Raw genomic sequence first — 25,337 nt, 5'->3', positions numbered from 1 at the left:
GCTGCCTCCTCGCCACGGGTGCTGCTCACGTCCACCGTCGTGGGCCCCTTCCGGAGCCGCGTCACCTCGTGCGGGTGAATCAGGCGACCACCCGCAGCTCGCGGCTGGTCGTGTTGAGCCGCCGGCCACCGTCCTCGGTGACGGTGACGATGTCCTCGATGCGGACGCCGAACCGCCCGGCGAGGTACACGCCGGGCTCGACGGAGAAGCACATCCCCGGGACGAGCGGCAGCTCCTCGCCCTCGATCATGTACGGCGGCTCGTGGGTGGTGACGCCGATGCCGTGCCCGGTCCGGTGGATGAACTGCTCGCCGTACCCGGCCTCGGTGATGACCGCCCGCGCGGCGCGGTCGACCTCCTGGCACGCGACGCCCGGGCGCACCGCCGCGACGCCGGCCTCCTGCGCCCGGCGGACGACGTCGTGGACGGCCCGGACCTCCGGCGTCGGCTCGCCGACGCTGACCGTGCGGCTGGTGTCGGAGCCGTACCCCGCCATCAGGCCGCCGAAGTCGAGCACCACGCAGTCGCCGTCCCGGATCACCCGGTCCCCGGCCTCGTGGTGCGGGTTCGCGCCGTTCGGCCCGGAGCCGACGACGGTGAAGTCGACCTGCTCGTGCCCGTACCGGCGCAGCAGGTCGGCGAGGTCGCCCGCGACCTCCGTCTCCCGGCGCCCGGCGAACGGGACGTGCACGATCTCCTCGTACGTCGCGTCAGCGGCGGCAGCGGCGGCAGCCATCCGGACGAGCTCGTCCTCGTCCTTCACCGCGCGGAGCATCGGCAGGCACCCCGTGAGCGGGTCGTAGGAGGTGCCCGGCAGGGCCCGCTGGAGGTGCAGGAGGTGCAGGGCCCACGCGTTGTCCGAGACCCCGTACCGCCCGTCGGGGCGCAGCAGCGCCGACGCGGCCGCGTACGGGTCGGCGCCGTCGGGCCAGTCGGCCAGCGTCGCGGCGGCCGCGCCGACGGCGCCCTCGGCGTCGGGGCGCTCCAGCCGCGGGACGAGCAGGGTCGGCTCCCGGTCGCCGGTCAGCAGCAGCATCGTCAGGCGCTCGGTGACCGCGGTCGGGCGGTAGCCGGTCAGCCACACCAGATCGGGCCCCGGAGTGACGAGCACGCCGTCCAGCCCGGCGGCGCGGGCGTCGGCGACCACCCGCGCCATCCGGGCGGCGTAGTCCCCGCGCGTGAACGGCTCGGTCACGGGGCACCCCCGGCGACCGGACCGGGCTGCGTGGGCGTGGCGCTCGCCGGTGCCGGCAGGGTGATGAGGTGCGCGGAGGCAGCCGCGGCCGCGTCGCGGAAGGTCCCGGTCCCCGCAGGGTGCCGGCGGATCGCGACGAACGTGAGCAGGACGCCGACGGCGCTGAGCACCGCCATCACCCACGAGGCGGAGGCGAGCCCGGCGGCGAGGGCGTCCCCCTCGGCCGCACCGTCGGCGCGCCGGTTCGCGTCGACCGAGGAGTAGATCGTCGCGGCCAGGGCGGTGGCGACCGCCGCACCGACGTACCGGGCCATGTTCGACACCCCGGACGCCTCGCCGACCTGCTCCTCCGGCACGGACGCGGTCGCCGCGGAGGAGGACGGTCCGTTCGACAGCCCCATGCCGACCGCGATCGCCACCAGCGGCACAAGGAACGCCAGGTACGTCCACGACGCGTCGGTCAGGCCGACGACCACGAACCCGGCCGTGGTGAGCGCGAAGCCCACCCCGATGACCTGCCGGCCGCCGAGCCGCATCGCGAGCCGCGGCACCAGCGGGGCCACCAGCACGAGCCCGACGGTCGCCGGCAGGGTGGCCAGGCCGGCCTCCAGCGGGCTGAAGCCGAGGGCCACGGGGCTCTGGAAGTACAGGCTCAGCAGGTACATCAACGCGTTGATCGTGCCGGCGCCGATGAGGATCGCGAGCGTCGCGCCGACCAGGACCCGGTTGCGCAGCAGCTCCAGGTGCAGCAGGGGGACCGCGACCCGCTTCTCGACGACGACGAACAGCCAGCCGGCGACGACGCTGACCGCGAAGCAGCCGAGCGTGGCCGCGGACAGCCACCCCCAGTCGCCGCTCTTGCTGACGCCCAGGATCAGCGGCATCAGCGTCAGCGCGACCAGGACGGTGCCCAGGTAGTCGATGGACCGCGGCCGGTCCGGGTCGCGCGACTCGGCGACGGTGGCCCAGGTGATGCCCATGCACAGCACGCCCACCGCGGCGTCGATCCAGAACAGCCCCTGCCAGCCGGTCACGTCGACCAGCACGCCGCCGACCAGCGGGCCCGCGGCGGCGCCCACCGCGGCGGCGGCCCCCCACAGCGAGACCCAGCGCAGCTGCTCCTCGCCGTCGGCGGCGACCGAGAGCAGGCTCAGCCCGCAGGCGAGGATCGTCGCGCCCGCGGCGCCCTGGATCAGGCGGCCGGCGATCACCCCGGCGCCGCTGTCCGACAGCGCGATGAGCACGCACGACGCCACGAACAGCAGCAGCCCGAGCTGGAACACCCGCTTGCGGCCGAACACGTCACCCAGCGAGCCCGACGTGATGATGACCGCCGCCCCGACCAGGGAGTAGCCGGTGACCGCCCACTGCAGCGTGTCGACCGGGGTCCCGGTGTCCTCGCTGATCGCCGGCAGCAGGATGCTCACCGCCGACGTGTTCGCGTTGACCACGAGCGTCGACAGGCACGTGGCGGCCAGCACCCCGCGCGTCGACGTGCGTCGTCCGTCCGGCATCGGCTGCCCCTCGCTGTGCGTCCGTCACGACGCTAGAGCCGGTCACGGCGGCGGCGATCACCCGGCGGGGGTGATCGCGGCCCCCGCGGCGCCGACCATCCTGGGGACGTGGCTGCTCCGGGACGCCGCCGGCTCCTCCGTGCCAGGGTCGCCCTCGCGCGGCGTCTGTCGCCGGACCCGCCCGTGCTGCCGCAGGTGGCCGAGCAGCCGCCGGAGGCCGTCCTCGACCTCCTGCGCCACCTCGGGGTCGCGATGCAGCGGGCGGGCGACGCCGCCGACCGGGTCACGCTGATCCTCGACGACGTCGCCCGGGTCTACGCCGCGGCGCAGGTCCGATTCTTCGTGCTGCCGACCGGGGTGTTCGTCCGCATCGCCGCGGGCGACTCGACCCGGGTGGACTTCGCGCCCGTCGCCCGCGCTGCCCTCCGCCTCGACCAGGTCGACGCGCTGTACCGGCTCATCGACGACATCCGGCACGGCGAGGTGGCGGTGGCGGACGCCGCCTCCCGGCTCCGGGAGCTGCTGACCGCGCCGGCCCGCTTCCCGCCGTGGTGGCGGGTCGCCGGGACGAGCGTGCTCACCCTCGGGCTGGGGCTGCTGCTGAACCCCACCGCCTCGGCGCTGCCCGCCTACGTCGTGCTCGGGGTCCTCGTCGGTCTCCTCGGGCTCTGGGCGGAACGGTCCCCGGGGGTCGCCGTGGTCCTCCCGATGCTCACCGCCGTCGTCGTCACCTGGCTCGCCTTCACGTTCGCCGAGCCCGTCCTGCACGCCGCGCCGCTCGACATCGTGATCCCGTCGCTCGTGACGCTGCTGCCCGGCGCCGCGCTCACGATGGCGACCATCGAGCTGGCGTCGGGGTCGATGGTCTCCGGGGCGTCGCGGCTCGTGTTCGGCCTCGAGCGCCTGCTGCTCCTCACGTTCGGCATCGCGCTCGGCGTGGAGGTCGCCGGGCTCCCGCAGGCGCCGGCGCAGGACGTCCCGCTCGGGGCGTGGGCGCCGTGGCTCGGGGTGCTGGTGTTCGGCCTCGGCGTCTTCGTCGCGTACTCGGTCGCCCCCCGCACGCTGCCCTGGCTGCTGGTCGTCCTCGGCGCCGCGTACGGCGCGCAGGCCGCGGCGGGTCTCGTGCTCGGGCCGCTCGGCGCCAGCTGCGCGGCCGGCGCCGTCGTGCTGCCGCTCGCGTACGCCATCCAGCAGCGCCCCTCCGGGCCGCCCGTCCCCGTCACGTTCCTGCCGGCGTTCTGGCTGCTGGTGCCGGGCGCGCTCGGGCTGCAGGGGGTCACGGAGATCGTCGGGGCGGACGCCGCCGCGGGCCTGGGCGACTTCCTCAACGCGCTGCTCACCGTCGTCGCGGTCGCCGTCGGGGTGCTCGTGGGGAGCGGGCTGTCCGAGCGCGTCGGCCGGGCGACCGGCGGGTGGCGCGGGCTGTAGGACGGTCCGTCAGGCGCCTCGACCACCGCGCCCTCGTCCGGGACGCCGGGTCACCTCAGCGGTGAGGGCGCCTCGATGCCGGCGTGCGCCGCCAGCAGCTCGACGGACCGGATGCGCGCGGCTGTCCTCAGCGAGGAGTGCGCGACGATGACCTCGTCGGCGTCCGCCGTCCGCGCGAAGTCCTCGACGTACGCGGCGACCTCGGGGCCGGTGCCGACGCCCGTGTAGGTCGTCATGCTCGCCACCTGCGCTCCCACGGGCGACGCGAGCAGGAGGTCGAGCTCGTCGTCGTCGAACGTGTGGTCCAGCGGGATCTGACCGCTCTGCCGCAGCATCATCAGGAGGCGCGCGCGCTTGACCTGCGTGTGCTGCTCGAGCGCGTCGTCGTGGTCGGCCGACGCGATGGCGTTGACGCCGGCGATCACGTACGGCTGCTCGAGCTGGCGCGACGGCTGGAACTCGCGCCGGTAGGCGGCGACGGCGTCGTGCAGCGCGGCCGGTGCGAAGTGGGAGGCGAAGGCGTAGGGGAGCCCGAGCGCGGCTGCGAGGTGCGCGCCGAACAGCGACGATCCCAGGATGTAGAGCGGGACGTCGGACCCGGCCCCCGGGGTGGCGGTCACGCCGGGGACGCGCGACCGACCGGCGAGGAAGGCCTGGAGCTCGACGACGTCCTGGGGGAACTGGTCCGACGCAGCAGGGTCGCGCCGCAGGGCGCGGAAGGTCGCCTGGTCCCCGCCCGGTGCGCGGCCGAGGCCGAGGTCGATCCGCCCCGGGTGCAGGGCCTCGAGGGTGCCGAACTGCTCGGCGATGGTCAGGGGCGAGTGGTTCGGCAGCATCACGCCTCCGGCGCCGAGCCGGATCGTCGAGGTCTGGCTCGCGACGTGGGCGATGAGCACCGAGGTGGCGCTCGACGCGATGGAGCTCATGTTGTGGTGCTCCGCGTACCAGACCCGCCGGTAGCCGCTCTTCTCGGCCTGCTGCGCCAGCGCGACGGACGCCGCGAAGCTGTCTGCCGCCGTCTCCCCGGGGGCGATGGGGGCGAGGTCGAGGATCGAGAGGCGGAGGGTCATGGTCGGGGTAACCGCCAGCTCGCCGGTCGTGTTCCGGGTGGCGGTGAGATGGACGTCATGCGACGCGTCGGCGCTCCTGCGCGGCGGCAGCCGGTGAGCCGTCCGGGTGACCTGCGCACCGTTCGGCCACGCGACCCGGGTCCGCGCTGCGAGTGTTCGCTCGCGAGAGCGAGCCGAGGGGGAGCTGGTGGAGGCTGCTGTGCTGGTGAGTCGGAAGCACGCTGTGTGGCGGGTGGCTGCCGCCGCGGTGACCATCGGCTGCGTGGCCCCCTGACGCCCCACCGGGCGGCGCGCGCCCGCGCGGCTACCGTCGCAGTGCTCGGGTCGCTGGCGTTGATCGGGTGCGGGGTGGGCAACCCCCCGCGAGCCGCGATGGCGATCACCAACGACACCGAGGAGCCCCTGGCGATCACCATCGAGAGTGGTCCGCCGAGGTACACCGTCGACCCCGGGGAGACGCTCGGCTTCTCGCTGGGCGGCCACGAGGGCGACTGCACCGAGTGGACGCTGCACGCCACGACCGTCGACGGGGTGGAGGCGGCGACCGTCGGTGCGCCCGTGTGCGACGAGGACCACTGGACGATCAGCCAGACCGAGCTCGACGACGCCCGGCTGGACGCGGGCATGCCGGCACCCGCGCCGAGCCCGAGCTCGACGCCGTAGCCCGCCCTACCCTCACCGCGGACGTCGTTCCTCGTGGCGAGAAGCGGTCCGTGATGACGCCAGGTGGGCCCGCCGGCCCGTGGGCGCGCTCAACCGAGCGGCTCGACCACCGCGCCCTCGTCCGGGACGCCGACCGCGCGGTCCTGCGCGCCGCCGCCCCGGGGCCACTCCCGGAACGACCGGAACGCGACGGGCACGCCGCGCGCGGTGGCGAAGTCCGCGCTGTCCGTGACCTGCAGGTGCACGTGCGGCTGGGTGGAGTTGCCGGAGTTCCCGCAGGCGCCGAGCGGCTGACCCGTCGTCACGGGCTGACCCGGCTCCACGGCGACCGACCCGGACCGCAGGTGCACCAGCGCGACGAAACCGCCGCCGTCCGCGAGCTCGAGCACCACGTGGTTCCCCGCGACCGCCCGCAGGCCGTGCCGCACGCGGGAGGCCTGGCCCATCGCGTAGGAGGCCAGCGTGATCGGCGACCGGCGGGCGTGGTGGTCGGGCTCCCCGTCGACCGCCGCCACCACGACCCCGTCCGCCGGTGCCAGCAGCGGCCTGCCGAACGCGACGAACCGCTCGGGCGGCTCCGTGGCGATCGCGGTGCGCCAGTCGTTGCGGCGCGCGGTGCGCCGCCGGTCGTCCACGCCCACGAAGTCGATGGCGTACTGCATGCCGTACAGGTCGGTCCCGTGGCTGGGCACGCGGCGCGCGGGGCTGTTCTGCACCGCCCAGCGGCCGGTGAACGGCAGGGACAGGGTGACGGTGGCGGTCTCGGGCATCGGTGCCCTCCCGGGTCGGGGGTCGACGCGCCCACCGTAGAGCAGCGCACCGGCCCGGCGGCCGCGGCGCGCGACCTACGCTGACCGGATGACGCTGCACGACCGGACCGCCCTGGACCTGCGGGACGGCCTGCGTGCCGGGTCGCTCGACCCCGAGGACGTCGTCGACCACTACCTCGCGCGCGTCGAGCGGCTGAACCCGGCGCTCGGGGCGTTCAGCACGGTGACGGCGGACGCGGCGCGGCGGCGGGCCGCGGACCTGGGGCACCGGGGACCCGACGCCGGCGCGGTGCTGTGGGGGCTGCCGACCGGCGACAAGGACCTCGGCGACCGCGCCGGTGTCCCCACGGGCTTCGGCTCGCGCGCGTTCGCCGGGCCGCACCGGTACGTCCCCGAGGTCAGCAGCGACGTCGTGCAGGTGCTCGACGCGGCCGGGAGCGTGTCGCTGGGCAAGACGGCCGCGCCGGAGCTGGGCTTCCCGTCGCACACCGAGCCGCTCGCCGGCCCGCCCGCGCGCAACCCGTGGGACCTCACGCGCGGGGCCGGGGGGTCCAGCGGGGGCGCGGCAGCAGCGGTCGCGGCCGGGATGCTGCCGGTCGCGCCCGGGTCGGACGGCGGCGGGTCGATCCGGATCCCCGCGGCGGCGTGCGGGCTCGTCGGGCTGAAGCCGACCCGCGGGCTGCTGCCGGCCGGCGGCGGGGTGGAGTCCCTCGGCGGGCTCGTCGTGCACGGACCCCTCGCCCGGACCACGGCGGACGCGGCGCTGCTGCTGGAGGGGATGCTCCCGCGCCGCGCCGACGGCTCGGTGCCGCACCCCCGCACGCTGCGGACCCTCGCCGGGGCGCCGGGCTCGTACCTGGACGCCGCGCGCCGCGGGTCGACCCCCGACGGGCGCACGACCTTCCGGATCGGGGTCAGCACCTTCAGCGCGTGGTCGGCGACCTACGACATCGCCCTCGACCCCGAGGCGCGGGCGGCGTTCGACACCGCGGCGGCCACGCTGGCCGCGCTCGGGCACGACCTGACGGAGCCGCCGGAGTGGGAGCCCGACCCCGCCTACGCGCCCGCGTTCCGGACGCTGTGGATGGCCGGCGCCGCCGCCGTGCCGGTCGACGACCCGGAACGGCTCGCGCTGCTCGAACCGCTGACGCGCTGGCTGGTCGAGAGCGGCCGCGCCGTCCCGGCCCGCGCGCTGGCCGAGGCGCTCGCGGCCCTCGCCCGGTTCGAGCGGACCCTCGTGGCGCGGGTCGACGAGCACGACGCGGTGCTGCTGCCGGCGATGGCGATGACCCCCCGGCCGATCGGCTGGTACGACGCGCAGGACCCCGAGCGGAACTTCGAGCAGCAGTGCCGGTACACGCCGTACACGTCGATGATCAACGTCGCCGGGCTGCCCGCGATCACCGTGCCCGTCACCTGGACGACCCCGGACGCCGCCGCGCCCGCCGGGCTGCCCATGGGCGTGCAGCTCGTCGGGCGCCCCGGCGGGGAGCACACGCTGCTGGCGCTCGCGGCGCAGCTGGAGGACCGGCTGCGGTGGCCGGACCGGCGGCCGCCGGTGTGGTGACGAGGGGCCTGCTCAGCCCGCGAGGTGGTCGAGCAGCCGGTCCAGGAACGCCGCCTGCGCCGCGACCACCAGCGGCCGGGCGTCCTCGACGGGCAGCCACCGCAGCTCGTCCAGCTCCGGGAAGGTGACCGTCCGCCCGCTGCGGGGCGGCCAGTCGACGGTCACCTCGCTGACCGGCCCCCGCGCGGACGCGAGCCCGTCCAGGTCCAGGTCCGCCGCCCGCGCCCACACCCGCACGACCTTGCCGGCGCGCTGCCGGACCTCCCCGAGGTCCACCTCGTCGCCGGGCGGTGCGGGCACGCCGACCTCCTCCGCGAACTCGCGCAGCGCCGTGTCGTGCGGGTCCTCCCCGTCGAGCGGCTCGCCCTTCGGCACGGTCCACGCACCCTGCTGCTTGCGGGCCCAGAACGGGCCGCCCATGTGGCCGAGCAGGACCTCGACGCCCGCCGGCGCGGGGCGGTGCAGCAGCAGGCCCGCGCTGGTGCGGGCGGTGGTGGTCATGGCTGCACTCTGGCAGCGCCCACACGCGGGTGCGCGGCGGACGCGGCGCCGGCGGTAGGGTCGTCGCGCCCCGGCGCGGGCCCCGGCACGGAGGAGGAGCGGTGGCGCGGATCACGATCGCGGACATCGCGCGGCAGGCCGGTGTGTCGACGGGTGCGGTGTCGTACGCGCTGAACAACCGGCCCGGCGTGTCCGACGAGACCCGGGCGCGGGTGCTGCGGATCGCGACCGAGCTGGGGTGGGCGCCGAGCTCCGCCGCGCGGTCGCTGTCCGGAGCGCGCACGGAGACGATCGGCTTCGTGCTGGCCCGCGACCCGCGGACGCTGGGGGTCGAGTCGTTCTACATGCAGTTCCTCGCGGGCATCGAGACGGAGCTGACCAAGCGTTCGCACGCGCTGCTGCTCCAGGTGGTCCCCGACGTCGGGACCGAGCTCGAGACGTACCGCGCGTGGCAGGCCGCGCGGCGGGTCGACGGCGTCGTCATGGTGGACCCGCGCGTCGACGACCCCCGCGTGGCTCTGCTGGGTGCGCCGGGCGCCCTGCCTGCGGTGGTCGTCGGGGACCCGTCGCTCGCCGCCGGCCTCACCACCGTCTGGACGGACGACGCGTCGGCGATGCGGGAGTCCGTGCGGTACCTGCACGCGATGGGGCACCGCAGGATCGCCCGGGTCGGCGGCGTGGAGACGTTCGGGCACACGCACATCCGCGACGACGCGTTCGTGGCTGAGACCGCGCTTCTCGGGGTCGACGGCGTGATCGCCCGCACCGACTACACGGCGGTTCAGGGCGCGGGCGTGACCCGCGCGCTGCTGACCGGGGACCGGCGGCCCACGGCGCTGATCTACGACAACGACGTCATGGCCGTCGCGGGCCTCGGCGTCGCGCACGAGGTGGGGCTGCGGGTCCCGGACGACGTCTCGCTGATCGCCTGGGACGACTCGCCGCTGTGCGAGGCGACGTACCCGCGGCTGTCGGCCCTCAGTCACGACGTGACCCGGTACGGCGCGCACGTGGCGCGCCGCCTGTTCGAGCGGATGGACGGCGCCCCGGCGGGCAGCTTCCTCGACTCGACGCCGCTGCTGCGGCCGCGCGGCACGACGGCACGCGTCGCGGGCTGAGGACGCCGGACCCGGTCGACGGAGGGCGTTGACTTAACACAACTTAACCGCTTCACTCGGTCTCGTTGCTCCGGGCGGGGACCGACGGTCCCGCCGCTCCCGGCGCGCGTCAATGACGACAGCGAGATGGGAAGCACGATGGCGAGGAAGCACGCGGTCACCGCGATGGTGGCCCTGACGACGCTGGCACTGACGACGGCCTGCTCGGGCGGGGACGACGGGAACGGGTCGGGCGGTGAGGGCGGGGTCTCCGGGGAGATCACCGTGCTCACGAACCGCACCGACATCGTCGACACGACGCTGCAGGACTACGTCGCCCAGTTCCAGGAGACCTACCCCGACGTGGACGTCGAGTTCGAGGCCCTGACCGACTACGAGGGCGACGTGTCGATCCGGCTGAGCTCGCAGGACTACGGCGACGTCCTGCTGATCCCCAACACGGTGACCAAGGACCAGCTCCCGCAGTTCTTCGAGCCGCTGGGCACCACCGCCGAGCTGGAGGGGACCTACCGGTTCCTGCCCGAGCAGTCGTACGACGGCCAGGTGTACGGGATCGCGACATTCGGCACCGCGATGGGCTACGCGCTCAACACGAAGGTGTGGGCCGAGGCCGGGATCACGGAGCCGCCGGCGACGGAGGAGGAGTTCCTCGACGCGCTGCGGGCGATCGACGAGAAGACGGACGCGGTGCCCTACTACACGAACTACGCCGACGGGTGGCCACTGTCGCAGTGGCAGAGCAACCAGGGCTCGGTGGCCGGCCCCACGGCCATCCAGGAGCGGGACGCCGACGACGCGCCCTGGAGCGAGGGGAAGGAGCAGTACGCGATCGACGGGCTGCTCTTCGACGTGGTCGCGGAGGGTCTGACCGAGGAGGACCCGACGACGACGAACTGGGAGGAGTCGAAGAACCTGCTCGGCTCCGGGGAGATCGCGACGATGGTGCTCGGCTCGTGGGCGGTCCCGCAGATGCAGGCCGCGGCCGAGGCGGTGGGCGGGTCCCCGGACGACATCGGGTTCTGGCCGATGCCGTGGCAGACGGACGGCACGTTCCGGAGCACGGTCGGCGGCGACTACAAGATCGGCATCTCCAAGCACTCCGGCAACAAGGAGGCGGCGCGGGCCTGGGTCGACTGGTTCCTCGACGAGTCGACGTTCGCCGAGGACCAGGGCGGCATCTCCCCGCTCGTCGGCGCGGACGCTCCCGCGACGCTCACCGACTTCGAGGCCGTCGGTGTGGAGCAGGTGGAGATCGCCCCGGCGCCGGAGGGGGAGGAGTCGCTCGACTCCGACATCTACCAGGCGGCGGAGATCGACCTGTTCGGCGACCAGTACCGGCGGCAGCTCGTCGACGTCGCCCGTGGCGCGGCGTCGGGTGACAAGGCGTCGTTCTTCGACGACCTGAACGCCCGCTGGGCGCAGGCTCGCGCCACGGTCGCCGGCTGAGAGCACACGCGTCGCACGCCGGTCCCGCACCGGCACGCCCCGGCCGGGACCGGCGTGCGGAGCACTCGGAGAGATGAGCACCTCATGGCCGTCATGAACGGAACCCGCGCACCCGCGTCGGTGCCCCCTGCGCCCCGTGCTGCGACGCACGGGACCTCCCGCCACGGGTGGCGGATCACCCCGTGGCTCTTCCTGGTCGTGCCGCTGGGCCTGCTGATCCTGTTCACCTACGTCCCCGTGGCGAACATGGTCTGGTACAGCGTCACGTCGTGGGACGGGATCGACCCGGTGAAGGAGCCGGTGGGGCTGGACAACTACGTGCAGATCTTCACCCGGCCGGAGATGTTCCGGGTGTTACTGGTCAGCCTCTACTACCTCGGCGGCGCGCTCCTGCAGCTGGCGCTCGCCCTGTACTTCGCGACGGTCCTCAGCTTCCGCACCCGCCTGCGGAATGTGTTCAAGGGCGTCCTGTTCTTCCCGTACCTGCTCAACGGCGTCGCGATCGGGCTGGTGTTCCTGTTCTTCTTCCGGCCCGGCGGGACGCTCGACGCGCTGCTCGCCCTGGTCGGGGTGGCCGACCCGCCGCAGTGGCTCGGCGACCCCTCGCTGGTGAACGTGTCACTGGCCGGCACGTCGGTGTGGCGGTACATGGGCCTGAACTTCGTGCTGTTCCTCGGCGCGATCCAGGCGATCCCCGCGGAGCTGTACGAGGCGGCGGACCTGGACGGTGCGACGTCCTGGCAGAAGTTCCGGTTCATCATCTTCCCCGGCATCCGGCAGATCGTGGGCCTGTCGCTGGTGCTGGCGGTGTCCGGCGCCCTGTCGGTGTTCGAGATCCCGTTCATCATGACCGGCGGCGCGAACGGGTCCGAGACGTTCGTGATCCAGACCGTCACCACGGCCTTCACGTTCTCCAAGGTGGGGCTGGCGTCGGCGATGGCGGTCGTGCTGCTGGTCCTGGTGCTCGTGATCACGTGGGTGCAGCGCCGGCTGCTCCCCGACGAGCAGGGGGACCTGGCGTGAGCGCCGTCCGCGGCCGGCTGGCCCCGCTGCTCGGGCCCGTCGGCACCGTGCTGAAGTACGCCTCGCTGCTCGTGGCGTGCGCGGTCGCGCTGATCCCGCTCGCGACGGTCTTCATGGCGGCGTTCAAGACCCGCGAGGAGTACGCGACAACCAGCCCGCTGGACCCGCCCGCGAGCTGGGTCAACCTCGACAACTTCGTCACCGCGTTCACGCGCGGGCACATGCTGCAGGGATTCGTGAACACGACGGTCATCCTCGTGATCGCGCTGGTGGGGACCATCCTCATCGGCACGATGACGGCCTACGCGGTCGACCGGTTCGAGTTCCGCGGCCGCCGGCTGGTCATGGGGCTGTTCCTGCTGGCGACGCTCGTCCCGGCGGTGACCACGCAGGTCGCGACGTTCCAGATCGTCACGGGGCTGGGCCTGTTCAACACCCGGTGGGCGGCGGTCGTGCTGTTCATGGGCACGGACATCATCGCGATCTACATCTTCCTGCAGTTCATGCGCTCGATCCCGCGCTCGCTGGACGAGGCCGCGATGCTCGACGGCGCCAACCGGCTGACCATCTACGCCCGGATCATCTTCCCGCTGCTGCGGCCGGCGGTCGCCACCGTCGTGATCATCAAGGGCATCGCGGTCTACAACGAGTTCTACATCCCCTTCCTCTACATGCCCTCGCGGGACCTCGGCGTCATCTCGACGTCCCTGTTCCGGTTCAAGGGGCCCTTCGGCTCCCAGTGGGAAGTCATCGCGGCCGGGACCATCCTGGTGATCGTGCCGACGGTGGTCGCGTTCCTCCTGCTGCAGCGGCACATCTACAACGGACTGACCTCAGGAGCGACGAAGTGAGCGACCCCCGGCCGAGCGCCACCCGAGACCTGCACGACGGCTGGACCGTGCGGGCGGCCGCGGGCCCGGTCCCGCGGGGCCTGCGGCTCGACGAGGTCCCCGCCACCGTGCCGGGCAGCGTGCACACCGACCTGATGGCCGCCGGCCTGATCGACGACCCGTACCTGGACGACAACGAGGCGGTCCTCGGCTGGATCGGCCGGTGCGACTGGGAGTACCGCACGCGGTTCGCCTGGCAGCCCGACGGCCACACGCACCACGACCTGGTCTTCGACGGGCTCGACACGGTCGCCACCGTGCTGGTGAACGGCACGGAGGTCGGCCGGAGCGCGAACATGCACCGGACGTACCGGTACGCGGTCGCGCAGCTGCTCGTGCCGGGGGACAACGAGCTGGTCGTCCGGTTCGCGTCGCCCGTGCGGTACGCCGACGCGCAGAGCCTCGCCCTCGGGTACCGGCCGCAGGTGAACCGGCACCCGTTCAACGCGATCCGGAAGATGGCGTGCAGCTTCGGCTGGGACTGGGGACCGGACACGGCGACCTCGGGCATCTGGCGGCCCGTGCGGCTCGAGTCCTGGTCCACCGCCCGCCTCGCGGACGTGCGGGTCGAGGCCACCGTGGACGGCGAGGACGGCCGCGTGCGGGTCCGGTCGCGGCTGGAGCGGGACGGCTCGGAGGCGCTCACGCTGACCGTGCGGGCCGGCGGGCGGGCGGCCACCGTGCCCGTCACGCGTGACGCGGTGACCGTCGACGTCGACCTGCCCGCCGTCGAGCGGTGGTGGCCCCGCGGCCACGGCGCCCAGCCGCTGTACGACGTGGACGTCGAGCTCGCGGGGGCCGGCACCGTCCTGGAGACCCGGCGGCGGCGGGTCGGCTTCCGCACGGTGCGCCTGGACCTGCTGCCCGACGACCACGGGACGTCGTTCACGTTCGTGGTCAACGACGTGCCGGTCTGGGTGCGCGGGGCCAACTGGATCCCCGACGACGCGTTCCCGCACCGGGTGACGCGCGAGCGGTACGCCGCCCGCATCGCTCAGGCCGAGCGCGCGCACGTCAACCTGCTGCGCGTGTGGGGCGGCGGGATCTACGAGGCCGACGACTTCTACGACCTGTGCGACGAGCGCGGCGTGCTGACCTGGCAGGACTTCCTGTTCGCGTGCGCGGCGTACGCGGAGGAGGAGCCGCTGCGCGGGGAGGTCGAGGCCGAGGTGCGGGACAACGTGGCCCGCCTCGCGCACCACGCCTCCCTGGTGCTGTGGAACGGCAGCAACGAGAACATCTGGGGCTTCCAGGAGTGGGGGTGGGAGCCGCGGCTCGACGGGCGCACCTGGGGCCTCGGCTACTACACAGGGCTGCTGCCCGCGCTGCTCGCCGAGCTCGACCCGGACCGTCCGTACACGCCGTCGAGCCCGTGGTCGGGCAGCCTCGACACAGCCCCGAACGACCCGGCGCACGGCTCGATGCACTCCTGGGACCTGTGGAACCGCCAGGACTACCCGCACTACCGGGACGTGGTGCCGCGGTTCCTCGCGGAGTACGGCTGGCAGGGCCCGCCCGCCTGGTCGACCCTCACGCGGGCGGTGAGTGACGACCCGCTGACCCCGGAGTCCCCCGGGATGCTCGTGCACCAGAAGGCGATGCAGGGCAACGACAAGCTGACCGACGGGCTCGTGCGGCACCTGCCGCTGCCCGACGACATGGCCGACTGGCACTGGGCGATGTCGCTCAACCAGGCGGCGGCCGTCCGGCTCGCGGTCGAGCACCTGCGGTCGTGGTCCCCGGTGTGCTCCGGCTCCGTGGTGTGGCAGCTGAACGACTGCTGGCCGGTGACGTCGTGGTCCGCGATCGACGGCGACGGCCGCGCGAAGCCGCTCCTGTACGCGCTGCGGCACGCCTACGCGGACCGGCTCGTGACGATCCAGCCCCGGGACGTCGACGGCGCGCGCACGCTCGCGGTGGTCGTGGTCAACGACGCGCCGGAGCCGTGGCACGCCGACCTGGTGGTGCGCCGGCACCGGTTCGACGGCGTCGAGCTCGACGGGATCAAGGTCGCCGTCGAGGTCGCGGCGCGGTCGGCGGTCACGGTGCCGGTGCCCGCGGGGCCGGCCACGCCGGGCGACCGGGCCGCGGAGGTGCTGGTCGCGACGGTGGACGGGGAGCGCGCGACGTGGTTCTACGCCGAGCCCCGCGACAGCGCCCTGCAGCAGCCGGACCTGCGGGTCGAGGCCGTCGCCACACCCTCCGGGGCGCGGGTCCGCGTGACCACGGACGTGCTCGTGCAGGACCTCGCGCTGCTGGTCGACCGGGTGGACCCCGACGCGGTGGTAGACGACATGCTGGTGACGCTCCTGCCCGGGGAGAGCGTGACGTTCGACGTCACGGCGGGGCCGGGGCTCGATGTCGCGGCGCTCGCGGACCCGCGCGTCCTGCGGCACACCAACCAGCTCGTCGGGGGGTCGCGCCGGTGAGCACCCCGGCGATCGAGGGCGCGCCGGTCACCGGCATGACGTGGGGGTGGACGGGCGTCCGCGGCACGTGGATGGGCGCGGAGGCCGCGCGGTCGGCGGACGAGCTGGCCGGACTGAGCGGGGTGCGGTGGGTCGCGCTGGCGTACGCGGTCCAGCAGGCCACCGCGCAGTCCACGCAGGTCCCGGTGGACGACGGCAGGGTGGTCACGGACGACGAGATCCGGCGCGCCGTCCGGGACGCGCACGACCGGGGATGGCGCGTCTGCCTGAAGCCGGTCGTCGACTGCGCGGACGGGACGTGGCGCGCGCACATCGGTTTCTTCGACGCCGACGTCCCCGGCGAGCCGACGTGGGGCGAGTGGTTCGCGTCCTACACCGCCTACGTGGTGCACCACGCGCGCATCGCCACCGAGGAGGGCGCCGAGATGTTCTGCGTGGGCTGCGAGATGGTCCGGGCCGACGCGCACGAGGCTGAGTGGCGCGAGCTCGTCCGGCAGGTCCGCGCGGTCTACCCCGGCCTGGTCACCTACAACTGCGACAAGTACCAGGAGGACCGGCTGACCTGGTGGGACGCCGTGGACGTCATCGGTGCGTCCGGCTACTACCCGGCCGGCACCTGGGACCAGAACCTCGACCGGATCGAGCGCGTCGTGGCGCGGGAGCGCAAGCCGTTCGTGTTCCTGGAGGCCGGCTGCCCCGCTCGGGAGGGCGCCGCCGCCCGGCCGAACGACTGGACGCACCCGGGCGGACCCTCGGGGGAGGAGCAGGCGTCCTACCTGGCGCAGATGTTCCGCGCCTGCTCCTCACGGCCGTGGGTGGCGGGGTTCTTCCTGTGGGACTGGCCGGCGCGGCTGCCGGACCGCGGTGCCGCGGCCGTCGACGGGGCGTACTGCGTCTACGGGAAGCCGGGGGCGGAGGTGGTCGACGCGGCGTACCGGGCGATGACCGCCTGAGGCGCGGCCCTGCGCGCGTCGGACCGGGCCCGGGCCGTCAGACCCGGACCGTGCCCTCGATGCAGGTGACGGTCGCGCCGCCCACCCACACGGTGCCGTCGGCGTCGCGCTCCACGTGGATCCGGCCGCGGCGGCCCAGGACGGTGCCCTGCGACGCGAGGTACTCCGCCGGTGCGCGGCCGGTCGAGGTGAGCCACTGGCCGACGACGGCGTTGAGGCTCCCCGTGACCGGGTCCTCGGGCACGCCGATGCCGGGCGCGAACCCGCGCAGCTCGAACGCGGCGGGCCCGCCGTCCGGGTACGGGCCGACGACGCCCAGGTGCTCGGCGTCCAGGCGGGTGAAGTCGGGCGTCAGCGTCAGGACGCGCTCCGCGGAGTCGAGCAGCAGGACGTTCCAGCGGGGGCCGTTGTCGAGGAACCGGTGGTCGACCACGCTCTCCGGCGGGATGCCGAGCGCGGCGACGAAGCCCCGGAGCAGGTCCTCGGCGATCGGGGCGTCGGTGCTCGGGGGCGGGGCGGCGAACCGCAGGCCGTGCGCGCCCTGCCGCAGCGTCACCAGGCCGACGCCGCACTCCTGGACGACATCGGTCGCGCCCGCGGGCCGGCCGCCCGCCGCCAGCCAGGCGTGGCAGGACCCGAGCGTCGGGTGCCCGGCGAACGGCAGCTCCCCGCCGGGCGTGAAGATCCGCAGCCGGTAGTCGGCCGCCGGGTCGGTGGGCCGCAGCAGGAACGTCGTCTCCGACAGGTTCGTCCAGCGCGCGAATGCTGCCATCGCCTCGTCGCTGAGCCCGTCGGCGTCGTGCACCACGGCCACCGGGTTGCCGAGGTAGGGCTCGGCGGTGAACACGTCGACCTGCGAGAAGCGGCGGGAGTCAGCGGGTGCCATGCCGTCACGGTACGACGCGCGGGGTCCGGGACACCGAGGTCGTCACTCCGGCACGAGGTCGTCACGCAGGAGTGGCGACCTCGGCCGGGAGTGACGACCTCGCGGGCCGGGGGTGCGGGCCGGGGGTGCGAGTCAGTCGGCGATGAACGCCAGGATGTCCTTGATGAGGGCCTCCTGGTAGGCGCCGGAGATGCCGTGCGGGGCGCCCGGGTAGACCTTCAGGGTGCCGAGCTTGACCAGGTCGATCGTCTTCTCGGCCGCCGCGGCGATCGGGACGATCTGGTCGTCGTCGCCGTGCGCGATGAGGATCGGCACGTCGAGCGCCTTGAGGTCCTCGGTGAAGTCCGTCTCGGAGAACTGCTTGACGCAGTCGTAGGCGGCCTGGAGCTCGGCCTGCATGCCCATCCGCCAGAAGTCGTCCCGCAGGCCCTGGCTGATCGTGGAGCCCTCGCGGTTCGCGCCGTAGAAGCTCTCCGAGAGGTCCTGGTAGAACTGCGAGCGGTCCTTCAGGACGCCCTCGCGGATGCCGTCGAACACCTCGATGGGCGTGCCCTCGGGGTTCGACTCGGACTTCACCATGATCGGCGGGACGGCGCCGGCGGTGACGACCTTCGACACGCGGCCCTTGCCGTGCTGCGCGGCGTAGCGGACGACCTCGCCGCCACCGGTGGAGTGCCCGACGACCGTGAGGTCCGTGAGGTCGAGCTGCTCGACCAGCGCCGCGAGGTCGCGGGCGTAGGTGTCCATGTCGTTCCCGCCGTTGGTGCGGGACGAGCGGCCGTGGCCGCGGCGGTCGTGCGCGATGGCGCGGTAGCCGTTGTCGGCGAGGACCTTGAGCTCGTACGCCCAGCCCTCGGAGCTCAGCGGCCAGCCGTGGCTGAGCACGACGGGACGGCCCTGGCCGTAGTCCTGGTAGAAGATCTCGGCGCCGTCGGGCGTGGTGATGTAGGGCATGGGTCCTCCTTCGGGTCGGGGTCCGGACCGACCGGCCCCGGGACGCTTGCCCGGGACGTCCGTCCCCGGTGACGATTGGACCGCGCGGCGTGGCGTGGTCACCAGGAAGAAGACCGGCAGAACTCGCGGCGCGCGGGCTGCCGCGAGCGAGGGCGGGACACGTGGGCGAGCAGGCGCTGGGCGAGGTGCTGCGGGGGCACCGCACCGACGCGGACCTGACGATCGAGGAGCTGGCCGCGGCCTCGGGCGTCAGCGACCGGGGTATCGGTGACATCGAGCGCGGCGTCAGCCGGGGCCCGCAGCACCGGACCGTCGAGGCACTGGCGGACGCGCTGCGGCTGGGGCCCGAGGACCGGGCGGCGATCCTGCGCCTCGCGCGCGACGGCCGCCGCCGGCCGGGGACCACCGCCCCGCACGCCCTGCCGCTGCCCCGGCGCGTGCCGGACTTCACGGGCCGGGAGGCGGAGCGCGCCGCGCTGTCCGGCGTCCTGTCCCGGGCGCGCGTGGGTGAGGCCGCACCGGTCGCCGTCCTGACCGGGCCGCCGGGGTTCGGCAAGACCACGCTCGCCGCCCAGGTGGCGCGCGACCTGCGCGGGCCGTTCGCCGAGCAGCTGTTCCTGGACCTGCGGGGCGTCGACCGGGAGCCGGTCGCACCGGACGCGGCGGTCCGCCGGGTCGCCGAGGCGCTCGCCCCCGGGACCGTGCCGCCCGACCCGGTCGCGGCGGTGGAGCACGTCCGCGCGCTCCTCGTCGGCCGGCCCGTGCTGCTGGTGCTCGACAACGCCGCGTCGGAGGACCAGGTCCGGCCGCTCGTGCCCGCGGAGGGCCCCGCGGCCGTCCTGGTCACGAGCCGGCGGGTGCTCGCCGGGCTGGACGGTGTGCACCGCACCACGCTGGACCGGCTCGCGCCCGCGGACTCGGTCGCGCTGCTGGACGCGATCCTGCCGGGGCGGGGCAGCCCCGCGGACCTCGCCCGGCTCGCGACGCTGTGCGACGACGTGCCGCTGGCCCTGCGGATCGCCGGGAACCGGCTCGCCGCGCGGGAGGGCTGGTCCATCGGTGGCCTCGTGCGGCGCATGTCGGTGGACGAGCGGCGCCTGGACTCGCTGGCCGCCGGTGACCTGCGGGTCCGGGCCGCGTTCACGTCGTCCTACGAGCAGCTCGGCCCCGGTGCGCAACGGCTGTTCCGGCGCCTGGCCCTGGTCGACGCGCCCTCGGCGGGAGCCGGGCTGGCCGCCGCGCTGGTGGGGGAGACGGTCTGGCGCACCGAGGACCTGCTGGACGAGCTCGTCGACCTCAGCCTCGTCCAGCACCTGCCGGGGGACCGGTACCAGCTGCACGACCTGCTGCGCCTGTACGCGCGCTCGGAGCTCGACCACCAGGAGGACGCCGCCACCCACGCCGCGGTGCGGGCCGCCGCGGACGACTGGCTCCTGACGACGACGGTGCGCGCCGGCCGCCGGTTCGAGCCGGAGCACGCGGACGACCCCGACGACGGCGGGACCGGACCCGGGGACGTCGACGTCCGGGACCAGGCGGCGGCGCAGACGTGGCTGCGGGGGGAGTCGGTGAGCTGGCTCGCGGCGCTGCGGCGGGCGTCGGACGCGGGCGAGCACGCCCGGGTCATGGAGGTCGCCGACGCGCTGCACTGGTTCTCCGACCTCTGGGCGACGTGGGACCGCTGGGCCGAGATCTACGACCGCTCCGCCGACGCCGCGACGGCCCTGGGCGACGACCGGCTGATCGCGGTGCACGAGGGCTACCGGGCGTGGGCGCAGTCGATCTGCCGGGGCGACCTGCCCCGCGCGCGGGCGGCGGCGGACCGGGCGCTCGCGGCCGCCCGGCGGTGCGGGGACACCGCGCAGGAGGGCTGGGCGCTCAGCTACCGGTCGTGGATCTCCTCCCAGGGCGGCGACCTCGCCGCCGCCGAGCAGGACGCCCGCGAGGCCGTGGAGCGCATGGTCGAGGTCGACGACCGCGAGGGCGCCCCGCAGGCGATGCTCTCCCTGGCGAAGGCCCAGTCCCGCCTGGGCCGCTACGACGACGCGGTCGCCACGGCGCGCGCGACGATCGCCCGGGTCACCGACCCGCGCACCCGCCCCCGGGCGCAGGTCGCCGCGTACACCGAGGCCAACGCGCACGTGCACCTGGCGATGACCCTGGTCGAGGCGGGGCGCTGGTCCGAGGCGCGGGCGGTGGCGTCCGAGGCCCTGCGGCTGGCCGCGCCGCTCGAGGTGCCGCGGATCGTCGCGTCCGCGCGGCTGGCCCGCGGGCGGGCGCTCGCGGCGCTGGGGGAGGACGACGCGGCGCTCGCCGACATCGAGGTGGCTGTCGCCACCCGGCGCGAGCTCGGCCTGGACGGGCCGCTGGCCGCGGCGATCGCCGCGCTCGAGGGGGTGCGCGGTGCCCGCGGTGCCGGTGAGCCGGCGGGATCCGTCGCGGGTTAGGGTGCGAGGCATGTCGACGGTGCGTCTCGGAGTCCTGGGTGCTGCCCGCATCCTGCAGAACGCGGTGGTCACGCCCGCCGCATCCGTCCCGGAGATCGAGGTCACGGCCATCGCGGCCCGCGACCGGTCCCGGGCCCAGGAGATGGCGGAGCGCGACGGCATCCCCCGCGTGCTGGACGACTACGACGCGCTGCTCGCCGACCCCGACGTGGACGCGGTGTACGTGCCGACCCCCGCCGCCCTGCACGGGGTGTGGATGCTGCGGGCGATCGCCGCCGGCAAGCACGTGCTGTGCGAGAAGCCGTTCACCGCGAACGCCGACGAGGCCGAGGACGTCGCGGCCGCCGCCGCCGGCTCTGGCCTGGTCGTCATGGAGGCGTTCCACTCCCAGCACCACCCGTCGTGGGCCCGGCTGCGCGAGCTGCTGGCCGAGGGCGCGATCGGGGACGTGGTCAGCGCCGAGGCGGACTTCTGCGTCGAGATCGCCGACCGGTCGGACATCCGCTGGCAGGAGTCGATGGGCGGCGGCGCCCTCATGGACCTGGGCGTCTACCCCCTGCGGTTCCTCACCCACGTGCTCGGTGCGCCCACGGTGCGGTCCGCCGAGGCCGTCGAGGTGGACGGCGTCGACGCGTCGATCGTGGTGCACCTGGACCTGCCGGGCGGGGTGGACGGCACCGTCCGCGCGAGCATGGTGCAGGCCGAGGACCACCAGGTGCGGGCGCGGATCACCGGCACCGCCGGGACGATCACCGTCGAGGCGCCGTACGCCCCTCAGAACGGCGGCCGGATCCTGGTCGAGCGCGACGGGGAGACCCGCGAGGAGCCGGTGGACCCGACCGGCTCGTACGTCTGGATGCTGCGGTCGTTCGCGGACGCGGTGCTGCGCGGCGGCGACCCCGTGTCCGGGACCACGCAGGCGGTGGCGGCGATGCGGCTCGTGGACGACGCCTACCGCGCCGCGGGGATGGCGCCGCGGCAGCCCGCGCCGCTGCGCTGAGCCACCCGCGGCTACCCGCGCCCGTCGCGGAGCCGGAGCCGCAGGGCCCGGCCGGCGACCCCGACCGCCAGCACCGCGATGCCGCCGACGACCGCACCCACGGGGAGCGTCGCCGCGAGCACCGCGCAACCGGCCACGCCGAGCACCTGCAACGCGCGCGGGAACCGCCGGTGGGCGCGGTCCTGCGTGAGGGCGGCGAGGTTCGCGACCAGGTAGTAGACCAGGACGCCGAACGACGAGAAGCCGATGGCGCCGCGCAGGTCGACGGTCAGCACGAGGACCACGACCACCGCGCCCAGCGCGAGCTCCGCCCGGTGCGGCACCCGGTACCGCGGGTGCACGGCGGCGAGCGCCGTCGGGAGGTCGCCCGTGCGCGCCATCGCGAGCGCGGTCCGGCTGACGCCGGCGACGAGGGCCAGCAGCGCCCCGAGGGACGCCGCCACCGCGCCGAGGCGCACCACCGGCACGGCCCAGGACCACCCGGTGGCGTCCGCCATCGCCGCGACGGGTGCCGCGCTCGACGCGACGCCGTCGGGGCCCAGCACCGTCAGCAGCGCCACGGCGACCGCGGCGTACACGAGCAACGCCAGGCCGAGCGCCACCTGGATCGCGCGCGGGATGGTCCGCGCCGGGTCCCGCACCTCCTCGCCCATCGTGGCCAGGCGCGCGTAACCGGCGAACGCGAAGAACAGCAGCCCCGCCGACCCGAGCACCCCGGACCAGACCGCGCCGCCGGGAGCCGTGACGCGGGCCCAGGACGGGTCGCCGCCCAGCAGGGCCGCGAGCACGGCCGTCACCAGCGCGGCGAGCGCCACGGCCACGACGACCCGCGTCAGCCGGGCGGTGCGCGTGATCCCGCGCAGGTTCACGGCGGTGAGCGCCACGACCGCCCCGGCCGCGGCGGGCCGCTGCCAGCCGGGCGGCACCGCGTACGCCGCGAACGTGAGCGCCATCGCCGCGCAGCTCGCCGTCTTGCCGACCACGAACGACCACCCCGCCACGAACCCCCACCACGGGCCGAGGCGCTCGCGCCCGAACACGTACGTGCCGCCGGACGTCGGGTACTGCGCGGCGAGCTGCGCGGACGCGGTGGCGTTGGCGTACGCGACGGCGGCGGCGATCACGAGCCCGACCAGCAGCGCCGACCCCGCCGCCTGCGCCGCGGGCGCGAACGCGGCGAACACCCCGGCGCCGACCATCGAGCCGAGGCCGATCAGCACCGCGTCGCCCGTCCCGAGGCGCCGCACCAGCCCTGCGTCCGTCACCGTGCGTCCCCTCCCGCGTCGACCCCGGCGTCAGTGTGCCGGACCCGGGTGTCCGGGAGGTGACGCGAGGGTCGACGCGAGGCCCGGGACGGGGTCGGGTGGAGCGTCCGGCCGGACACGCACCGGCGAGTCGGGCCGGACGCTCCACTCGGTGGCCGTGAGGGGCAGGGCAGCCGCGGCTCAGTCGCGCATCGGGTAGTCGCCCGTGAGGGACAGGATCATCGAGATCCCGGTGTAGGGCGGCCGCACGGAGAACGGCTGGCCACCACCGGCGTCGCCGACGACGGCGCCCAGCGCCACCGGGTCGGTGTGCTGGGTCGTGTACAGCTCCTCGCGTGCCCGGCCCTGCTGGGCGACGGCCCACGTGGCGCCCGAGGGGTTGCCGGTCGTGCCCCGCGCCCCGCCCGCCGCGCGGGCCGGGTGGGTGTGCGGCGGCAGGTGCTGCGCGGTGAGCTGGACGGTGGCCGACCCGGCCCGCTCGCCGACCGCGAGCGTGCTGCCGCCGGGCCGCGTCCCCTGGTGCACCGGTGTGCGGTCCCGCAGGTCCGGCAGGGCGAAGGTGCTCGTGCCGTCGCCGCCGTGCTGGACGCCGAGCAGCGCGTACAGGGCCGTCTGCTGCTGGATGGCGAGGATCTGGCCGTCGCACCGCGCCCACCCGGCGGGGGTGAACGTGCCCGCGAACAGCCGGACCTCCCCGAGGAACGAGTCGAGCGCCTGGTCGGTGTCCCGCGAGGGGAAGACGCCCTGGAGCGCGATGGCGTAGCAGAGCCTGAGGTGCGGCGGCATGGTGCTGAAGGGCTGGCCGCCACCGGCCGGGCCCAGCGCGGAGGGGTGCATGGCCACCTGCGCGGCGGTGCCGTAGTGCGGCCGCTCGGTGGCCGCCCAGCGTGCACCGGCGGGGTCCGCGGTGTCGGCCGCGCCCGCGTCGGCCGACAGCGGGTGCGAGTGCCGCGGCATCTCGCCGGCCGTGAGGGTGTGCGTGGTCGAGCCGCCGCGCTGGCCGTGCTGGACCTCCGTGCCCGGGTGCACGGGTACGGCGCCCCGCAGGTCGGGCAGGGCGAACGTGGTCCGGCCGTCGCCGCCGTACGTGGTGCCGAGCAGCGAGAACAGCGCCGGCCACTGGGTCACCTGCAGCACGGTCCCGTCGCACGCCGCCCACCCTCGCGGGACGTGGCCGTAGGGGAAGAGCCGGATCTCGGCGATGAAGGGGTCCACGGGAGCGTCCTCAGGGCTGCGGAGGGAAGATGCCGGCGAGCGCGATGATGAACGTCAGGCCGGTGTGCGGGGGCAGCGTGCCGACCGGGGCGCCGCCACCCGCCGGCGCGACGACGTCGGCGGCCATGTCCCGGGCCGGGGCGTCCGGGGAGAACGCCGGCGCGGTGGAGGCCGCCCACACGCCCGAGCGGGGGTCGCCGGACGTCGCGGCGGCCGCGGACGCGAGCACGGTGTGGGTGTGCGGCGGCAGGTGGTCCGTGGTCAGCGTCACCGACGCGGAGCCGCCGACGCCCCCACGGGACGCGGCGTCGGACGCGTGCACGGCGAACCGGCCGCGCAGGTCGGGGAGGGCGAACGTGGTCGAGCCGTCGCCGCCGTACCGCGTGCCGAGGAGCGAGAACAGCGTCTCGTTGTCGCTGATCTGCAGCACCTGGCCGTCGCACAGCGCCCACCCGGCGGGGGCGAAGCTCCCGGCGAACATGCGGATCTCACCGATGTAGGGCTCCATGCATCTGCCTCCGGGTCGGGCTGTCGGTGCGGTCGGCGGCGGGCGTCGCGTCAGGCCGCGCGGTGCACGACGGCCTCGAGGGTCGTCCCCTCGGGGCCGACGGGCTCGGTGGACAGGAGCAGGTCCCCGCTCGCGTGCGTGAACGTGCGGGTGCCGCCCGGGAGCTCGACGGGACGGTCCGCGGTCAGCACGAGGCGGAACGCGTCGTCGCGCGGCGTCGCGTCGCTCAGCCCGGTGAGGTCGCTGAGGGTGAACGGCACGCCATCGACGTCGAACCGGGAGCCGACGAGCGGTCGCAGCGCCGCGACGGTCAGCGCGAGCCGGGGACGCCGCACCCCGAGGGCCACGCCGCCGGTGGCCGCCGCGACGGCGACGGTGGCACCCGCCACTAGCACGGTGCGGCGCGTGGGCACGGGGACTCCAGGACCTTGCGGGGATGGTGAGCGGGGGTGAGCCTACGAGAATTCACCCAGACGGCGTGCCCGCTGACCGGGT

Annotated in this window: 22 protein-coding genes; 11 read left to right on the top strand and 11 right to left on the bottom strand. The window is 75.0% G+C overall.

Annotation, left to right across the window (positions count from 1 at the left end; genetic code table 11):
• Window positions 1-79: 79 nt before the first annotated feature.
• Window positions 80-1,156: a M24 family metallopeptidase gene (locus KJP73_RS08800; RefSeq protein WP_213282463.1), complete on the bottom strand. Its 1,077-nt coding sequence runs from the start codon at window positions 1,154-1,156 to the stop codon at window positions 80-82.
• Between the two features lie 35 nt (window positions 1,157-1,191).
• Window positions 1,192-2,709 carry an MFS transporter gene (locus KJP73_RS08795; protein WP_213282412.1) on the bottom strand — a complete coding sequence of 506 codons (1,518 nt, stop codon included), beginning with the start codon at window positions 2,707-2,709 and terminating at the stop codon, window positions 1,192-1,194.
• A 183-nt stretch (window positions 2,710-2,892) separates the two neighbouring features.
• Here KJP73_RS08795 and KJP73_RS08790 point away from each other — a divergent pair, with 183 nt between their 5' ends.
• Window positions 2,893-4,137, top strand: a complete 1,245-nt coding sequence (locus KJP73_RS08790; protein WP_249669230.1) for a threonine/serine ThrE exporter family protein — start codon at window positions 2,893-2,895, stop codon at window positions 4,135-4,137.
• A 50-nt stretch (window positions 4,138-4,187) separates the two neighbouring features.
• Here the strand turns inward: KJP73_RS08790 and KJP73_RS08785 are convergent, their stop codons facing one another.
• A complete protein-coding gene (locus KJP73_RS08785; protein WP_213282411.1) occupies window positions 4,188-5,207 on the bottom strand; it encodes an LLM class flavin-dependent oxidoreductase in 1,020 nt (339 codons plus the stop codon).
• Between the two features lie 372 nt (window positions 5,208-5,579).
• Between KJP73_RS08785 and KJP73_RS08780 the strand changes: the two genes are divergently transcribed.
• Window positions 5,580-5,870, top strand: a complete 291-nt coding sequence (locus KJP73_RS08780) for a hypothetical protein (RefSeq protein WP_213282410.1) — start codon at window positions 5,580-5,582, stop codon at window positions 5,868-5,870.
• A gap of 89 nt (window positions 5,871-5,959) precedes the next feature.
• On the opposite strand, the gene KJP73_RS08775 is transcribed toward KJP73_RS08780, so the two are convergent.
• Window positions 5,960-6,640: a M23 family metallopeptidase gene (locus tag KJP73_RS08775; RefSeq protein WP_213282409.1), complete on the bottom strand. Its 681-nt coding sequence runs from the start codon at window positions 6,638-6,640 to the stop codon at window positions 5,960-5,962.
• Window positions 6,641-6,728: 88 nt separating this feature from the next.
• Between KJP73_RS08775 and KJP73_RS08770 the strand changes: the two genes are divergently transcribed.
• Window positions 6,729-8,207: an amidase gene (locus KJP73_RS08770; RefSeq protein WP_213282408.1), complete on the top strand. Its 1,479-nt coding sequence runs from the start codon at window positions 6,729-6,731 to the stop codon at window positions 8,205-8,207.
• 12 nt (window positions 8,208-8,219) lie between these two features.
• On the opposite strand, the gene KJP73_RS08765 is transcribed toward KJP73_RS08770, so the two are convergent.
• Window positions 8,220-8,708, bottom strand: a complete 489-nt coding sequence (locus tag KJP73_RS08765) for an NUDIX domain-containing protein (RefSeq protein ID WP_213282407.1) — start codon at window positions 8,706-8,708, stop codon at window positions 8,220-8,222.
• A 101-nt stretch (window positions 8,709-8,809) separates the two neighbouring features.
• Here KJP73_RS08765 and KJP73_RS08760 point away from each other — a divergent pair, with 101 nt between their 5' ends.
• From KJP73_RS08760 to KJP73_RS08735, 6 genes are all read left to right on the top strand, one after another.
• Entirely contained in the window at window positions 8,810-9,826 is a 1,017-nt protein-coding gene (locus tag KJP73_RS08760) for a LacI family DNA-binding transcriptional regulator (RefSeq protein WP_249669229.1), read from the top strand.
• Window positions 9,827-9,964: 138 nt separating this feature from the next.
• Window positions 9,965-11,272, top strand: coding sequence for an ABC transporter substrate-binding protein (locus tag KJP73_RS08755; RefSeq protein ID WP_213282406.1), 1,308 nt, complete (start codon window positions 9,965-9,967; stop codon window positions 11,270-11,272).
• 93 nt (window positions 11,273-11,365) lie between these two features.
• The gene (locus tag KJP73_RS08750) at window positions 11,366-12,295 is read left to right on the top strand and encodes a carbohydrate ABC transporter permease (protein WP_433995162.1); all 930 of its coding nucleotides are present in this window, start codon (window positions 11,366-11,368) and stop codon (window positions 12,293-12,295) included.
• Window positions 12,292-13,146, top strand: coding sequence for a carbohydrate ABC transporter permease (locus KJP73_RS08745; protein WP_249669228.1), 855 nt, complete (start codon window positions 12,292-12,294; stop codon window positions 13,144-13,146). The genes KJP73_RS08750 and KJP73_RS08745 overlap by 4 nt, the downstream gene beginning before the upstream one ends.
• Complete coding sequence (locus tag KJP73_RS08740; protein WP_213282404.1) at window positions 13,143-15,614, top strand: glycoside hydrolase family 2 protein; 2,472 nt, start codon at window positions 13,143-13,145, stop codon at window positions 15,612-15,614. The genes KJP73_RS08745 and KJP73_RS08740 overlap by 4 nt, the downstream gene beginning before the upstream one ends.
• On the top strand, window positions 15,611-16,567 hold the full coding sequence (locus tag KJP73_RS08735) for a glycoside hydrolase family 113 (protein WP_349628301.1): 957 nt from the start codon (window positions 15,611-15,613) through the stop codon (window positions 16,565-16,567). Before KJP73_RS08740 ends, KJP73_RS08735 begins: the two co-directional genes overlap by 4 nt.
• A gap of 37 nt (window positions 16,568-16,604) precedes the next feature.
• On the opposite strand, the gene KJP73_RS08730 is transcribed toward KJP73_RS08735, so the two are convergent.
• Window positions 16,605-17,453 carry a PhzF family phenazine biosynthesis protein gene (locus KJP73_RS08730; RefSeq protein WP_213282403.1) on the bottom strand — a complete coding sequence of 283 codons (849 nt, stop codon included), beginning with the start codon at window positions 17,451-17,453 and terminating at the stop codon, window positions 16,605-16,607.
• A 132-nt stretch (window positions 17,454-17,585) separates the two neighbouring features.
• The gene (locus KJP73_RS08725; protein ID WP_213282402.1) at window positions 17,586-18,407 is read right to left on the bottom strand and encodes an alpha/beta fold hydrolase; all 822 of its coding nucleotides are present in this window, start codon (window positions 18,405-18,407) and stop codon (window positions 17,586-17,588) included.
• 161 nt (window positions 18,408-18,568) lie between these two features.
• Between KJP73_RS08725 and KJP73_RS08720 the strand changes: the two genes are divergently transcribed.
• Window positions 18,569-20,854 (top strand): ATP-binding protein, encoded by a 2,286-nt coding sequence (locus KJP73_RS08720; RefSeq protein WP_213282401.1) that lies wholly within the window; start codon window positions 18,569-18,571, stop codon window positions 20,852-20,854.
• Window positions 20,855-20,864: 10 nt separating this feature from the next.
• Window positions 20,865-21,854 carry a Gfo/Idh/MocA family protein gene (locus tag KJP73_RS08715; RefSeq protein ID WP_213282400.1) on the top strand — a complete coding sequence of 330 codons (990 nt, stop codon included), beginning with the start codon at window positions 20,865-20,867 and terminating at the stop codon, window positions 21,852-21,854.
• An 11-nt stretch (window positions 21,855-21,865) separates the two neighbouring features.
• Here the strand turns inward: KJP73_RS08715 and KJP73_RS08710 are convergent, their stop codons facing one another.
• The 4 genes from KJP73_RS08710 to KJP73_RS08695 all read right to left on the bottom strand — a co-directional run bounded on the left by KJP73_RS08710 (window position 21,866) and on the right by KJP73_RS08695 (window position 25,255).
• A complete protein-coding gene (locus KJP73_RS08710) occupies window positions 21,866-23,119 on the bottom strand; it encodes an APC family permease (RefSeq protein WP_213282399.1) in 1,254 nt (417 codons plus the stop codon).
• A gap of 180 nt (window positions 23,120-23,299) precedes the next feature.
• On the bottom strand, window positions 23,300-24,334 hold the full coding sequence (locus KJP73_RS08705) for a phage tail protein (RefSeq protein WP_213282398.1): 1,035 nt from the start codon (window positions 24,332-24,334) through the stop codon (window positions 23,300-23,302).
• A gap of 10 nt (window positions 24,335-24,344) precedes the next feature.
• Entirely contained in the window at window positions 24,345-24,842 is a 498-nt protein-coding gene (locus tag KJP73_RS08700) for a phage tail protein (protein WP_213282397.1), read from the bottom strand.
• Window positions 24,843-24,892: 50 nt separating this feature from the next.
• Window positions 24,893-25,255, bottom strand: a complete 363-nt coding sequence (locus tag KJP73_RS08695; RefSeq protein WP_213282396.1) for a DUF6916 family protein — start codon at window positions 25,253-25,255, stop codon at window positions 24,893-24,895.
• Window positions 25,256-25,337 lie beyond the last annotated feature (82 nt).

The sequence above is a fragment of the Cellulomonas hominis genome (assembly GCF_901521055.1).
GTDB classification, from domain to species: Bacteria; Actinomycetota; Actinomycetes; order Actinomycetales; family Cellulomonadaceae; genus Cellulomonas; species Cellulomonas endometrii.
The sequence above is the reverse complement of the archived record's forward strand: the minus strand, read 5'-3'. Positions and strand labels throughout refer to the sequence as shown.